Origin of the sequence: Virgibacillus ndiopensis, assembly GCF_900187325.1 — a bacterium.
In the GTDB taxonomy this organism is placed as follows: domain Bacteria; phylum Bacillota; class Bacilli; order Bacillales; family Amphibacillaceae; genus Virgibacillus_E; species Virgibacillus_E ndiopensis.
The window spans coordinates 755,436-769,834 of the sequence record NZ_FZMZ01000005.1 but is presented as its reverse complement, the minus strand read 5'-3'; the positions used below and the strand labels follow the sequence as shown (position 1 = coordinate 769,834).

Annotated in this window: 15 protein-coding genes; all 15 read left to right on the top strand. The window is 35.0% G+C overall.

Annotated elements, in window-relative coordinates; translation table 11 throughout:
* Positions 1 to 21: 21 nt before the first annotated feature.
* The 15 genes from floA (at position 22) to CS937_RS11195 (ending at position 14,398) form a co-directional block, all read left to right on the top strand.
* The gene (floA, locus tag CS937_RS11265; RefSeq protein WP_099158547.1) at positions 22 to 1,014 is read left to right on the top strand and encodes a flotillin-like protein FloA; all 993 of its coding nucleotides are present in this window, start codon (positions 22 to 24) and stop codon (positions 1,012 to 1,014) included.
* A 32-nt stretch (positions 1,015 to 1,046) separates the two neighbouring features.
* A complete protein-coding gene (locus CS937_RS11260) occupies positions 1,047 to 1,547 on the top strand; it encodes a hypothetical protein (RefSeq protein WP_099158546.1) in 501 nt (166 codons plus the stop codon).
* Positions 1,548 to 1,667: 120 nt separating this feature from the next.
* Positions 1,668 to 1,949 (top strand): sporulation protein YqfC, encoded by a 282-nt coding sequence (gene yqfC / locus CS937_RS11255; RefSeq protein ID WP_099158545.1) that lies wholly within the window; start codon positions 1,668 to 1,670, stop codon positions 1,947 to 1,949.
* Positions 1,950 to 1,986: 37 nt separating this feature from the next.
* Positions 1,987 to 3,204 (top strand): sporulation protein YqfD, encoded by a 1,218-nt coding sequence (gene yqfD / locus CS937_RS11250; protein WP_099158544.1) that lies wholly within the window; start codon positions 1,987 to 1,989, stop codon positions 3,202 to 3,204.
* Positions 3,205 to 3,206: 2 nt separating this feature from the next.
* Positions 3,207 to 4,166, top strand: a complete 960-nt coding sequence (locus tag CS937_RS11245) for a PhoH family protein (protein ID WP_099158543.1) — start codon at positions 3,207 to 3,209, stop codon at positions 4,164 to 4,166.
* Positions 4,167 to 4,242: 76 nt separating this feature from the next.
* The gene (locus CS937_RS11240) at positions 4,243 to 6,387 is read left to right on the top strand and encodes an HD family phosphohydrolase (RefSeq protein WP_099158542.1); all 2,145 of its coding nucleotides are present in this window, start codon (positions 4,243 to 4,245) and stop codon (positions 6,385 to 6,387) included.
* A gap of 1 nt (position 6,388) precedes the next feature.
* Entirely contained in the window at positions 6,389 to 6,853 is a 465-nt protein-coding gene (gene ybeY / locus CS937_RS11235; RefSeq protein ID WP_099158541.1) for an rRNA maturation RNase YbeY, read from the top strand.
* Positions 6,831 to 7,211 (top strand): diacylglycerol kinase family protein, encoded by a 381-nt coding sequence (locus CS937_RS11230; protein ID WP_099158540.1) that lies wholly within the window; start codon positions 6,831 to 6,833, stop codon positions 7,209 to 7,211. The genes ybeY and CS937_RS11230 overlap by 23 nt, the downstream gene beginning before the upstream one ends.
* Positions 7,212 to 7,500: 289 nt before the next feature.
* On the top strand, positions 7,501 to 8,403 hold the full coding sequence (gene era / locus CS937_RS11225) for a GTPase Era (protein ID WP_099158539.1): 903 nt from the start codon (positions 7,501 to 7,503) through the stop codon (positions 8,401 to 8,403).
* Between the two features lie 95 nt (positions 8,404 to 8,498).
* Positions 8,499 to 8,645: a YqzL family protein gene (locus CS937_RS11220; RefSeq protein ID WP_099158538.1), complete on the top strand. Its 147-nt coding sequence runs from the start codon at positions 8,499 to 8,501 to the stop codon at positions 8,643 to 8,645.
* A 37-nt stretch (positions 8,646 to 8,682) separates the two neighbouring features.
* Complete coding sequence (gene recO / locus CS937_RS11215; protein WP_099158537.1) at positions 8,683 to 9,426, top strand: DNA repair protein RecO; 744 nt, start codon at positions 8,683 to 8,685, stop codon at positions 9,424 to 9,426.
* 298 nt (positions 9,427 to 9,724) lie between these two features.
* The gene (glyQ, locus tag CS937_RS11210) at positions 9,725 to 10,603 is read left to right on the top strand and encodes a glycine--tRNA ligase subunit alpha (protein WP_099158536.1); all 879 of its coding nucleotides are present in this window, start codon (positions 9,725 to 9,727) and stop codon (positions 10,601 to 10,603) included.
* A complete protein-coding gene (gene glyS / locus CS937_RS11205; protein WP_099158535.1) occupies positions 10,604 to 12,688 on the top strand; it encodes a glycine--tRNA ligase subunit beta in 2,085 nt (694 codons plus the stop codon).
* Positions 12,689 to 12,882: 194 nt separating this feature from the next.
* Positions 12,883 to 13,512: a transcriptional regulator CcpN gene (ccpN, locus tag CS937_RS11200; RefSeq protein ID WP_099158534.1), complete on the top strand. Its 630-nt coding sequence runs from the start codon at positions 12,883 to 12,885 to the stop codon at positions 13,510 to 13,512.
* A gap of 82 nt (positions 13,513 to 13,594) precedes the next feature.
* On the top strand, positions 13,595 to 14,398 hold the full coding sequence (locus tag CS937_RS11195; protein WP_099158533.1) for a pyruvate, water dikinase regulatory protein: 804 nt from the start codon (positions 13,595 to 13,597) through the stop codon (positions 14,396 to 14,398).
* Position 14,399 lies beyond the last annotated feature (1 nt).

The following is a 14,399-nucleotide window of genomic DNA, read 5'->3' as shown; positions in this document are numbered from 1 at the left end:
AAATTTTAGGAGGAGTAGGAAATGGAATTAGAACAACTAATGCCGATTATAATAATCGGGGTCATTATAATTGCAGTTGCAGTATTATTTACGTTTATACCTGTAATGCTATGGATTAGTGCATTAGCAGCAGGTGTTAAAGTAGGAATATTTACATTAGTAGGGATGCGATTGCGTCGAGTCGTGCCTTCAAGAGTAATTAATCCTTTAATTAAGGCTCATAAAGCAGGACTAAATGTTCAAACAAATCAACTTGAGAGTCATTATCTTGCTGGAGGTAACGTTGATAGAGTGGTTAATGCTTTAATTGCTGCACACCGAGCTAATATTGAACTAAGCTTTGAACGTGGAGCTGCTATTGATTTAGCTGGTCGGGACGTTCTTGAAGCAGTTCAAATGAGTGTAAATCCAAAGGTAATTGAAACGCCGTTTATTGCTGGTATCGCGATGGATGGTATTGAAGTAAAAGCAAAAGCTAGAATTACAGTTCGTGCAAATATCGATCGTCTTGTTGGTGGTGCCGGTGAAGAGACTGTTATTGCACGTGTTGGTGAAGGTGTCGTTAGCACAATTGGTAGTTCAGAGGCGCATACAAAAGTATTAGAAAATCCTGATTCGATTTCTCATAATGTATTAAGTAAAGGATTAGATGCAGGAACAGCATTTGAAATTTTATCGATTGATATCGCTGATGTAGATATCGGCAAAAATATCGGAGCCATTTTACAAACAGACCAAGCTGAAGCGGATAAAAATATTGCACAAGCGAAAGCCGAAGAAAGACGTGCAATGGCTGTTGCTCAAGAGCAAGAAATGGTTGCAAAAGTTGAAGAAATGCGTGCGAAAGTTGTTGAAGCGGAAGCTGATGTACCACGAGCCCTTGCTGAAGCGTTACGTTCTGGTAATTTAGGTGTGATGGATTATATGAACTACAAAAACATTGATGCTGATACTGATATGCGTGACACAATCGGAAAGCTTTCCAAAGATGACAGTGAAGAAAACGATAAATAATAGGTCTAACTTGTCTGTAAAGGAGGTGGGCTATGATGGAAGGGATATTTGATGCCATCTTCGGAAATTTTCTTGTGGTTTTAGCCATCATTGGCGGTATTGTTGGCTTTTTAAAAGATAAATCAAATAAGAACTCTGATGGAGAACATAACAAACCATATCAGGTTCCAAAACCGACTACAACGCCCTCTGGCGGAAGTGGTCAATCGCAACGTCATTCATCGTCAACTCAAGCATCTATAAACACGCAAACATTGAAAGAACAGCAAGAAAAACAAATGCAGCAATTGGCAGAACGAATGAATGCAAATCGGAAATCGTCTCAGGAAGACCTTAACCATGATGCTATCATTGGCAATACGATTAACAAACAGGTTCGTTATGATACTCAACAAAAAACAAAGATGAAAAAGCAGGTTAAACGTAATTTGACAGGAAAAGGATTGGTTGATGGTATTATTATGGCAGAAGTTTTAGGTCCACCTAGAGCGGTTAAGCCATATAAGAGTGTAATAGAAAATCGTAGAAAATAGGCTACTTAAAGTGCCTCAAGGAATAAGCGTGCATATGGTGCATTCTATCCTTGGGGCTTTTTTTGTTCTTATCTATTGTTCATTATCATAAACATGAATGTGAGAGGGGGCTCTGTATACGTGAAAAGTTTGCATCAACGAATAGGTCCGTGGTTAACGAAATACCTGGCACTTCCTTCCGATGTAATACTGGAACTACCTCGGATTACAATGATTGGACAAATACATGTCTATATCGAGAATCATCAAGGACTTGTTACTTACTCTGAAACGGAGCTTAAACTAAAAACAAAAAAAGGGTTTATCCAAATTCTTGGATCATCGTTTGTATTGAAAACAATGTTACCAGAAGAAATTTTACTTGAAGGAAATATTACAGAGGTTAAGTTTTTACCAGGATAATAACCAGATTAATGAATGTTATTTAAAGGAGGCGGACATGAAAAAGATACAAGGATCGTATATAACTGGTTCTGTAACTATATTAGTAACAGGGCACAAGCCAGAGCTTTTTTTTCAAAAATGCGTGAAAAGAGGGGTCCCTGTATGGGACATAAAAAAACAAGGAAAAACGGAGTGTAGTGGAAAAGTCAGGCTCCATGATATAAAAAATATTAAACGAATTAGGAGAGAAACTAATTACAAGATAGCTTTTATAGACAAGTCAGGGACCCCATTTTTGTTAAAACGAATAACACGAAGGAAAGAAATCGTTTTTGGACTTTTAATAAGCATTTTATTAATTATATTTTTATCAAATATAATCTGGGAAGTAAAAATAACAAGTGTATCAAAGGACACCGAAAAGAAAATTGTAAAACAATTGAATAATTATGGTGTTCATCCCGGAGCATGGAGTCTATCCCAAGCTCCACCAAGTGTCCTACAACAAAAGCTGGTTAATGATATACCGGAATTGCTGTGGATTGGTGTGAGTAAAAAAGGGACAACCTATTATCTTGAGGGTGTTGAGAAATCAATTGTAAAGGAAAAAGAAGTACAAGGACCAAGAAACCTTGTTGCAACAAAAAAAGGTGTTATCAAGAATATGTACGTATCAAAGGGGCTTTCAAAAGTTAGGGTAAATGATTATGTGGAGCCTGGAGACATACTAGTTTCAGGTAAAATTGACCCTGCTGGGGAATCTGAATCAGATAAAAAGAAAAATGAGGGGAAATCAAAATATGTTACAGCAGAAGGGGAGATAATTGCTGAAACATGGTACAAAACAGAAGTTACAGTGCCATTAAATGCTAATTTTGAATTGCTTACAGGTGAAAAGGAAAAAAAGTATTCCTTAAAGTTTGGCGATTTTAAGGTACCGATTTGGGGATTTGGTGAGCCTGAGTATGAAAATATTCATAAAGAGATAAATGAAAATCCAATTAACTTTTTTAAATGGGAATTGCCGATCAATTTTGTTGAAACCACTTTAAATGAAAAGACGTATAATAAAGTAAAACGAACGAAAGAAGAAGCGATCAATGTTGGAATTAAACAAGCTAAAAGTGAACTATTGTTGAGGCTGGAACCAGATGCTAAAATAATATCAGAAAAAATTTTGCAAGAAACAACCGAGAATGGTAAAGTTAAATTAATCTTATATATGATGGTAGAAGAAGATATAGCAAGAGCAGATCCAATACAAGGAGATTGATTATGTCGGAGAACCTAAATACAATTGATCTACAAATTACAAATCCAAATGAAGCGTTAGCATTATTTGGTACCAACGATAAATATTTAAAACAACTTGAGGAACAATTAAATGTTTCAATTGTAACTAGAGGGGAACAAGTCAGCGTTTCTGGAACGACTGATGATATTACATTAGTTCAGGATATTTTATTAACTCTTTTATCTATTATTCGTAAAGGATTAACAATATCAGAACGCGATGTTGTTTACGCAGTTGAATTGGCTAAGAATGGCAAAATCAATCAATTGGAAACGCTATTCGAAGATGAAATAACAAAAAATGTTAAAGGTAAGTCCATACGAGTAAAAACGTTAGGGCAAAGAAGTTACATTGCAGCAATTAAAACGAATGACCTTGTATTTGGCATTGGCCCAGCTGGTACTGGAAAGACATATTTAGCAGTAGTAATGGCGGTTCATGCGTTGAAAAATGGATTGGTAAAACGAATTATTCTTACTCGTCCAGCAGTGGAGGCCGGGGAAAGTTTAGGATTTTTACCAGGAGATTTAAAGGAAAAAGTCGATCCATACTTACGTCCACTATATGATGCTTTACACGATGTTTTAGGGGCTGAACATACTGCTCGGCTTATTGAACGAGAAACTATAGAAATAGCTCCACTTGCTTATATGCGTGGTAGGACACTGGATGATGCATTTGTTATTTTGGACGAGGCTCAAAATACAACTCCAGAGCAAATGAAAATGTTTTTGACGCGTTTAGGGTTTGGGTCGAAGATGGTCATAACTGGAGATATCACACAAGTTGATCTACCTAAAGGTGTGAAATCAGGATTGCAGATGGCTAGTCAACTTTTATCCCATGTAAAGGGAATTTCGTTTATTCATTTAAACCAAACAGATGTAGTTAGACATCCTTTAGTACAACGTATTATTGATGCTTATGAGAAAACGAATTAGATATTTCCGCGAAGTAAGACCCTAATGAATTGGGTCTTATTTCTGTATATACGTTTCTGATGGTGAGGGGAAAAGCATGCTGAAAAAGATAACAAAGCTTATCGATTATTTATTAAATTTAAAATCAATTTGGATAACAATTGTAATACCTGTTGTCGTATTAGGTATCTTCTTTTTCATGCTAACTTTAAATAATGTTTTTACAGAAACGTATGATATTGAACGTTTTAACTATGCGAAAGAAACAATACGTTCACCAATAACGATAGAGAATGAAAAAGAAACAACACGAAAAACCCGGGAAACCGTTCAGTCAGTTGAAGACAGATTTAATATATCGAATGAAACTACTGACGAACAAATAGGGTATATTAATGAAATTTTTGATGCAATTGAGAAGTTAGAGGATAGTAATGAAAAAAATGTACAGGATTCTAACGATGAAAAACAAGATGTATCATTAACTACTCAGGAAAAGGTGCAACGTCTTCAGAATATACTTTCACCTGAAATAACGGAGAAGATTAATGACTCCATGTTAATTCATCTACTCGAGGCAACACAGGAAGAACGCGAGGAAGCTAAAAAGTTGTTTATCACCTCTTTATCAGAAGTATTAAACAATGGTGTTCGAACTGAAAATGTTCAAAGTGCTGTAGCTGAGCTGAAACAAAAAGTAAAATATTCAAGTGTAGGTAATAATGTAAGACAGGCATTAATTTCGTTAAGTGAATTCGCTGTTGTAGAAAATTCGTTTTTTGATGTAGAGAAAACCATGGATGCAAGAAAAGAAGCTGCAAGTAGTGTAGAGCCGGTTGTCATTAGGGCTGGGGAAATAATTGTTCGAGAGGGACAGACCATCACGAATGAAATTTATGAAGAATTGAAATTAGTAGGTTTATTAAACAAGGAACGAAATATATATCCACTAATAGGCTTAGCTTTGTTAATTGTATTAATCATGGGTGTGATTTTCTATGAAATGTATCTAATAGACAAGATAAAGAAATTGGACAAAGGGACAGTTGCTTCAATCTTAATAATAAGTTTTATTGTTATAGCATTGATGAAAGTTGCCAGCCTTTTCACAACGCAAATCAATCAATTATTCTTTGTTGTACCTGTAGCGACCGGTGCATTATTGCTAAAACAGCTGATTCATGAACGATTAGCGATTGTATTGGCAATTTTATACGCTATACTAGGTAGTATTATTTTTAACGGTGAAATTCCAGGGTCTTTAAATGTTGAAGCAGGTATTTATTTCTTTTTCTCCCAAATTGGTGGCATTATTTTCTTAATGAATGTTAAAGATAGATTAGCTATTGTAAAAGCTGGAATAGGAATGGCTGTTGTAAATATTTTTACTGTATTATTATTTTTATTTCTTTCCTTTGAAAAATATTCACTAAGTGACCTAATTTATCAGTCAGGTTTTGGATTTGCTTCAGCTATTTTATCAGCTGTATTAACAATCGGTTTGTTACCGTTTTTTGAAACAGGCTTAGGAATTCTATCAGATATTAAGTTATTATCATTATCGAGTGCAAATCAGCCCCTATTACGAAAGATTTTAACGGAGGCACCTGGTACATACCATCATTCTCTTATGGTTGCTAATTTAAGCGAAACGGCTTGTGAGGCAATAGGAGCAAATGGGTTATTGGCTCGAGTAGGGGCATATTATCATGATATTGGGAAAACGGTAAGACCGCATTATTTTATAGAAAATCAATTATCCATTAAAAATCCGCATGATGTCATACAGCCAAGGCAAAGTGCAGAAATTATTATAAACCATCCATATGATGGGGCTAAGATGCTAAAAAAACATAAATTACCAAAAGAAATTATTGATATTGCTTTACAGCATCATGGAACAACATTATTAAAATTCTTTTATTATAAAGAAAAAGAAACGAACAAACATGTAAAAGAAATTGATTTTCGTTATCCCGGACCAAAGCCGCAAACAAAAGAAGCTGCGATTGTATGTATTTGTGATTCTGTTGAAGCGGCGGTGCGATCATTAAAAGAACCAACAGAGCAAAAAATAGAGGAAATAGTCGCTTCAATTATTAATGATCGGCTAATGGATGGACAATTAAATGAGAGTCCGCTTACAATGAAAGAGTTGAATAAGATTCAAAAGACGATTTGTGAAACTTTAAAAGGGATATTCCATTCAAGAATTCAATATCCTATGAAGGAGGCAAAATAACATGTATATTGATTTTCATGATCAAACTAACACAGTTCCTACTGATGACATTGACATGTTACAGCGTTTATTGCTGTTAGCTGCAAAAAAAGAAGGGATTTCTAATGAAGCAGAAGTATCAGTAAGTTTTGTTGATAATGATGAAATCCAAGAATTAAATCGAAATTATCGCCAGCAAGACAGACCTACCGATGTAATTTCTTTTGCATTACAAGAAACAGTAGAAGGGGAGTTAAATGTTGTTGGAGATGATATGCCGCTCACATTAGGAGATATTGTCATTTCAGTTGATAGAGCTAAAGAACAAGCTGAAGATTATAACCATTCGTTTGAACGAGAATTAGGTTTTCTAACCGTTCATGGCTTTCTTCATTTATTAGGATATGACCATATGAATAACGTAGACGAAGCACAAATGTTTCAAAAACAAGAGGAAATTTTAGATGAATTCGGGCTCACACGATAAAAAAGGAAAGAATTCAATCGGTTTTTCTTATGCATGGAATGGTCTTGTGAAAACTATCAAGTCTGAACGGAATTTCCAAATTCATATTAGTTCGGCTGCAATTGTTATAATTATTGGATTTATTTTACATTTGTCGGTTTTGGAATGGTCTATCATTTTATTGGTAATAGGACTAGTATTAATAGCGGAGATGATCAATACTGCCATTGAACAAATAATCGATTATCTTAAGCCAGATATCCATCCTAAGGCAAAAGTTATTAAAGATATTGCTGCAGGTTCTGTTTTAATTTCAGCAATAATTGCAGCTATTGTCGGTTTAATCATTTTTATACCTAAGCTAATTTTTTTCATGTAGAACCCTTACATTAAAGGGTTCTACGTTGAATCTTTTCAACATAGTCGCTTTCCCCACCAAATCCACTGCTTTATGCATCTACCTTAAATCCCCTACATATTTAATATCTATGTCAATTTTTGATAAAGTAAATAATCTTTTTAAAGCTTTTGTCGATTGCATGAAAATAGATTGCATTTGTAGTATTATAAAATAAACATAAAGAAATACTCTCGAGCATAAGGAAAGCTCCTATAAAAAATATTGAATATGTATAGCATTTTTCTTTTCGAGGACCGGAGGATACAGCATGGAAAACAACTTTAAATCAGGCTTTATTGCAATAATCGGGAGACCTAACGTAGGAAAATCAACGTTTATGAACAGAGTCATTGGTCAAAAGATTGCAATTATGAGTGATAAGGCTCAAACTACCCGAAATAAGATACAAGGTGTTTTAACACAAGATGATGCACAAATGGTCTTCATTGATACACCAGGAATACACAAACCGAAGCATCGCTTAGGGGACTTTATGGTAAAAATAGCTGAAAACACATTGAATGAAGTAGACGCAGTGTTGTTCATGATTAATGCAAATGAAGGTTATGGCAAAGGTGATCAATATATTTTGGACCGATTAGAAAAGGTTAAACGACCAGTTTTTCTTATTATTAATAAGATTGATTTGATCCACCCGGACGAGTTATTTCCATTAATTGAAAAGTACAAGGATAAACATAATTTTGAAGAAATAATCCCTATTTCAGCTTTACAAGGAAATAACGTTACTCATTTACTTGAACTACTTAAGGAACGTTTACCTGAAGGACCACAATATTATCCAGAAGATCAAGTTACCGATCATCCAGAACGATTTATTATTGGAGAGTTAATTCGGGAAAAAGTTTTGCAATTGACAAGGGAGGAAATTCCCCACTCCATTGCAGTAATAATTGAAAACATCGAGAAAAGAGAATCAAATGCTATTTTCATCCAAGCAACTATTGTGACTGAAAGAAAAACACAAAAAGGGATTTTAATTGGAAAACAAGGAAGTATGTTGAAAACAATTGGAAAAAACGCACGCAAAGATATTGAAGCATTGCTTGGAACAAAGGTGTATTTAGAACTGTGGATAAAGGTTCAAAAGGATTGGCGAAACAAACAAAACCAATTACGTGAATTTGGTTTTCGAAGTGATGAATATTAAACATGGTAAAATTTAAAACTCATTCTTTATAGTACAGTGGTAATTCTATTAATGAGTGCTTTTTCAAATAATATTTAAGAAAGGCGGGGTTTCTTGTGATCGACTTTACTTGGAAGTTATTTAGTCAGACGGGAAACATTGAAACCTATTTGTTATTGAAAGAGTTAGAAGTGAATCCCAATTCACCAGACCCAATTCAAGATGGAAACGAAGAAATCACTCAATTAGATACAAAAATGTAGCATATACAGTATCAAATGATAGGAAAGGTGACGCTGTGTGCTCGAAAAAATTGAAGGCCTCATAATCAAAACGCAAGATTATGGAGAGACACATAAATTAGTAACAATTTTAAGTAAGAAAATAGGGAAGTTCACAGCTATCGCTAAAGGTGCGAAAAAACCCAAAAGTAGAATGGCTGCAGTAACGCAGCCATTCATTCATGGTGAGTTCTTGGTTTATGTTAATTCTGGGCTAAGTACAATTCAGCAAGGGGATATGGTGAATTCTTTTCGAACGATTCGAGAGGACATAATAAAGACTGCTTATGCTGCGTACCTTGTAGAATTAACGGATAAGTTACTTGATTCAAAAGTAGCTGAACCATATTTATACGAACAACTGTACCAAACGTTAACGTGGATAGCAGAAAATGAAAATTCCGATATACCAGTTATGATGTATGAGCTTAAACTATTTGTTAAGGGTGGATTCGCCCCAATAGTAGACCGTTGTGTTAACTGTGGTAATAAAGAATCTCTCTTCTTATTTTCTATTGTTGAGGGTGGTTTACTTTGTAAAAGGTGTTTACATATCGATACTGAGTCAATTCGGTTGCCTGATACGATCGCAAGACTTTTTCATCTTTTTACAAGTGTTGGTCTTGAACGAATTGGTAAAATATCATTAAAGAACGAAAATATATTATTATTGCGCCAAATTTTGGATGCTTATTATGATCGTTATGGCGGATATTTCTTAAAAACAAAGAAGTTTTTAAAACAATTGGACAAATTTAAGTAAGTGTATTAATTGACAAATCATTGATTTATAAAGTATTATTTGTACATATTTCTATGATAATTTTTATTGCTATGAGGGAGAAAAAGTACTTATTGATTTCTATTTGAAGCGAGTCCGGAATAGTGTGAGCTGGATAATAGTGCAATAAGGGAAAGGCACCTCCTGAGCAATCTAATAAAGTGGCTCCAATATGGGGCAAATAGGGTGGAACCGCGGGATATATCCCGTCCCTATGTCTATTGTTATTAGACATAGGGACGGGATTTTTTATTACTCTAAATGATGGGAGTTTGAATTAATGAATATTCAAGAAATGATATTAACACTGCAAAAGCATTGGTCAGATCAAAATTGTATTTTGACCCAAGCATATGATGTTGAAAAAGGTGCTGGAACAATGTCTCCAATGACATTGTTACGTAGTCTGGGACCTGAGCCATGGAATGTGGCATATGTTGAACCATCTAGACGACCTGCCGACGGTCGATATGGTAAAAACCCAAACCGATTGTATCAACATCATCAATTTCAAGTAATAATGAAGCCATCACCAGATAATATTCAGGAATTGTATTTAGATTCATTAAAGGCGTTAGGAATTGATCCGTTAGAACATGACATTCGCTTTGTAGAAGATAATTGGGAAAATCCAACACTTGGTGCTGCTGGTCTTGGATGGGAAGTTTGGCTCGATGGAATGGAAATCACCCAATTTACCTATTTTCAACAAATTGGTGGTCTTGAAGCGAGTCCAGTAACTGTTGAGCTTACTTACGGTCTAGAACGGTTGGCATCTTATATCCAAGATAAGGAAAACGTGTTTGATTTGGAATGGACAGATGGGGTTACCGTTAAAGATATTTTCTTCCAACCTGAATTTGAACACTCAACCTATACATTTGAAGAATCAGATACCGATATGTTATTTAATTTATTTACCATGTATGAACTAGAAGCTAAGCGAACTATGGATAATGGACTGGTATTCCCTGCTTACGATTATGTTCTTAAATGTTCACATACTTTTAATTTGCTCGATGCCAAGGGAGTTATTTCGGTTACAGAACGAACTGGTTATATATCACGAATTCGAAATTTAGCTAGAAGTATCGCCAAAGCATATGTTGCAAAAAGGGAAGAGCTAGGGTTTCCAATGTTATCGAAGGAGGAGAAATAATTGGCTAAGGATGCGTTATTTGAAATTGGATTAGAGGAATTACCTGCACGCTTTGTGGATGATGCAGAACAGCAACTTGTATTAAAAACGGAAGACTGGTTAAAAGAGTTACGTATTTCTTTTACGTCTATTACTTCTTTTTCAACCCCAAGAAGAATTGCAGTTCTTATTCATGATATGGCAGAAGAACAAACAACAATGGAGGAAGAAGCAAAAGGGCCTGCTGAAAAAATTGCAAAAGATGCTGATGGAAACTGGACTAAAGCCGCCATCGGATTTACAAAAGGGCAAGGTAAAACTACCGACGATATTTATACAAAAGAGGTAAATGGAACATCCTATATTTTTGTTAAAAAACATATTACAGGCAAACAAACAATAGAGTTACTTCCAGGCTTCAAGAATATTATTTTAGCTTTACAGTTTGCTAAAAATATGCGGTGGGGTGAAGAGATTCTTCGTTATGCTCGGCCTATTCGTTGGCTTGTTGCATTATTTGATAATGAAATTGTTCCATTTGAAATCGCACGTGTTACAACTGGCAATCAAACATTTGGGCATAGATTTTTAGGAGAGCCAATTACACTTAATCATCCAAATGATTACGCTGATGCCCTTGCGCAAAATTATGTAGTTGCAGATGCTAAACATCGGGAGAAACTAATTGTAGACGGGATTAAGGAACTAGAAGAAAAGGAAGGGTTTAACATTCCTATTTCAACAAGCTTATTAAATGAAGTTTGTAATTTAGTAGAGTATCCGACTGTTTTTATGGGGTCATTCGATGAGTCATTTCTAAAGCTTCCAACTGAAGTATTGGTTACGTCAATGGCAGAACACCAGCGTTATTTTCCGGTTGAATCAAAAGACGGTAAATTGCTTCCTCATTTTGTAGGCGTTCGGAATGGTAATGAACATAAGCTTCAAACGGTTGTGAAAGGAAACGAAAAAGTATTAAAAGCACGGTTATCTGATGCACAATTTTTCTATGAGGAAGATCAAAAACACACAATAGATTTTTATTTACAAAAGCTAGAAAAAGTTGTTTTTCAGGAAAAACTAGGTACAATCCATGATAAAGTGGAACGCATTACGAACGTTACTGAAACATTGGCCACGCATCTGAACGTCGATCAAGAAACAAAACAAAGAGCTGTAAGAGCTGCCCAAATCAGTAAATTCGATCTAATGACAAATATGGTTAATGAATTTACCGAACTTCAAGGTGTTATGGGTGAGAAATACGCTATTAACTTTGGTGAAGATAAAATAGTAGCAAAAGCTGTTGCTGAACATTATATGCCACGTCATGCCAATGGGGATTTGCCAGAAACGATAGAAGGGTCAATCGTTAGTGTTGCAGATAAGCTAGATACAATCGTTGGTTGTATTTCTGTAGGGCTAATCCCAACAGGTTCACAGGATCCTTATGGTCTTCGACGTCAAGCTGTAGGTATATTGAAAACCCTACAGGAAAATGAATGGAATATCTCTGTTGAATCATTGTTAGAAATAACTCAAAATCTATATCAAACAGTAGATATTGAAAAAGAAGACTCTGATAATGTGTCAAACGAACTCATTGAATTCTTCAAAATGCGTGCTACTTATTTAATGAAAGAAATATCTATATCACAGGATGTGATTCAGGCAGTACTGTTTAATAACATTGGAATTGTTGGTTATACATTAGATAAGGCAAGTGTTTTGTCAGAGAAACGGAATGACCCAGAATTTAAGCAGGTACAAGAAGCATTTACGCGTGTCTTAAATTTATCTAAGAAAGCACAGTATGCTGAGGTAAATAAAGATCTATTTGAAACCTCTTCAGAACAAGGACTGTATGAAAAATATCAAAAAGTTTACGATGATTATATGGATAAAAGTAAAAATCGTGATGCAATTTATGCTATGAAACAATTGAGTGAATTTGCGGAACCGATACATTCTTTTTTCGAACACAATATGGTCATGGCTGAAGATGAAAATATCCGTAAGAACCGTTTAGCATTAATCAATCTTGTTGCGAAATTAATTTATGATTATGCTGATATGACTAAGATCGAATGGAAACAGCATTTTTAATTTAGGTTCGGTATCAATGGAAACTCCGTAGTGCGAAAAGCCATTTACACGTCGGTCTCTTTTTCTTACGCATTTCGCCGTTAATTAAGCCCGCTTCGCTTTTATATAGTATGACAAAGTTTTCTTTTTTGCTGTAAATAGTCTATAATATTTATTAAATAGTATAACCGATTGTGCTGGTGGGTGGTGAAGAAGTGGAGTTATCAAATAGACAAGAACAAATTATAGAGATAGTTAAGGAAAACGGTCCAATTACAGGGGAACATATTGCAGACCGATTAAGTTTGACAAGGGCTACTTTACGTCCAGATTTAGCCATCTTAACTATGGCTGGATTTTTGGATGCCAGACCCCGCGTAGGATATTTTTTTACAGGAAAAACAGGATCTGAACTACTTACAGAGAAGATAAAGAAGTTTAAGGTACATGAATATCAATCTGTTCCAATTGTCGTTAAGGAAAGTGTATCTGTATATGATGCAATTTCAACAATGTTCTTGGAGGATGTTGGAACACTGTTTGTCGTTGATGATCATGCATGTTTAACAGGTGTTTTATCACGCAAGGACTTGTTACGAGCGAGTATCGGTAAACAGGACTTAAATGATATTCCGGTACATATTATCATGACAAGGATGCCGAATATTACGATATGCAGAAAAGACGATTTACTGTTAGATGTAGCAAAACAATTAATTAACAAACAAATTGACGGTATCCCAGTAATAAAAGATACTGATCATGGACTTGAGGTTGTAGGACGCATTACGAAAACAACTATAACAAAAGCTTTTGTAGAATTGATAATGGATGAACATTTGTAACGTATTTAAAAAGACCAAATAATTCTTACTTACTGCTAATTGGCGATTATTTGAGTGTGTACTGTTAGGAAGGAGCATATATATGAGCACAAAACCATTAGTTTTCGTTTTATCAGACTCTGTTGGTGAAACGGCAGAATTGGTAATTAAAGCTGGCTTAAGTCAATTTAATAATGGCCAATATAAAATTCAGCGAATTCCTTATGTAGAGGATAAGAAAACAATTGATGAAGCGTTACTTTTGGCTAAAGAGAAACAGGGGATTATTGGATTCACGTTAGTTGATCCATTACTCCGTAAACATTTAAACAACGCAGCAAAAAGAATTAATATTGAAGCAATTGATATCATGGGTCCGATGATGGATTCTATGGAACGTGTATTTGGAAAACCTCCTAGACTTGAGGCTGGTTTAGTTCATAAACTGGATGAAGATTATTTTAAACGTGTCGAAGCAATTGAATTCGCCGTAAAGTATGATGATGGTAGAGATCCACGTGGGATTTCAAGAGCAGATATTATTTTGATAGGAGTATCACGTACATCAAAAACGCCACTATCACAATATTTAGCCCACAAGCGAATAAAGGTTGCCAACGTACCAATTGTTCCGGAAGTAGATCCACCCGAAGAGTTATATGAGGTCGACCCTGATAAGTGTATTGGTTTACGAATTACACCTGAAAAACTAAATGATATTCGCAAGGAACGCTTAAAGGCTTTAGGTTTAGGTGATCAAGCTACATATGCAAACATGAACAGAATACATCAGGAACTTGCTTATTTTGATAAAGTAGTAAACAAAATTGGTTGCAAAGTTGTTAATGTCTCTAATAAAGCGGTTGAAGAAACAGCAAATAGTATTATGCGTCTTATTAGAAAATAAT

Excerpts from the sequence above, each read along its gene's own strand:
- floA (WP_099158547.1), top strand. The coding sequence starts at position 22 with ATGGAATTAGAACAACTAATGCCGATTATAATAATCGGGGTCATTATA.
- CS937_RS11260 (WP_099158546.1), top strand. The coding sequence starts at position 1,047 with ATGATGGAAGGGATATTTGATGCCATCTTCGGAAATTTTCTTGTGGTT.
- yqfD (WP_099158544.1), top strand. The coding sequence starts at position 1,987 with ATGAAAAAGATACAAGGATCGTATATAACTGGTTCTGTAACTATATTA.
- CS937_RS11245 (WP_099158543.1), top strand. The coding sequence starts at position 3,207 with ATGTCGGAGAACCTAAATACAATTGATCTACAAATTACAAATCCAAAT.
- CS937_RS11240 (WP_099158542.1), top strand. The coding sequence starts at position 4,243 with ATGCTGAAAAAGATAACAAAGCTTATCGATTATTTATTAAATTTAAAA.
- ybeY (WP_099158541.1), top strand. The coding sequence starts at position 6,389 with ATGTATATTGATTTTCATGATCAAACTAACACAGTTCCTACTGATGAC.
- CS937_RS11230 (WP_099158540.1), top strand. The coding sequence starts at position 6,831 with ATGAATTCGGGCTCACACGATAAAAAAGGAAAGAATTCAATCGGTTTT.
- era (WP_099158539.1), top strand. The coding sequence starts at position 7,501 with ATGGAAAACAACTTTAAATCAGGCTTTATTGCAATAATCGGGAGACCT.
- glyQ (WP_099158536.1), top strand. The coding sequence starts at position 9,725 with ATGAATATTCAAGAAATGATATTAACACTGCAAAAGCATTGGTCAGAT.
- CS937_RS11195 (WP_099158533.1), top strand. The coding sequence starts at position 13,595 with ATGAGCACAAAACCATTAGTTTTCGTTTTATCAGACTCTGTTGGTGAA.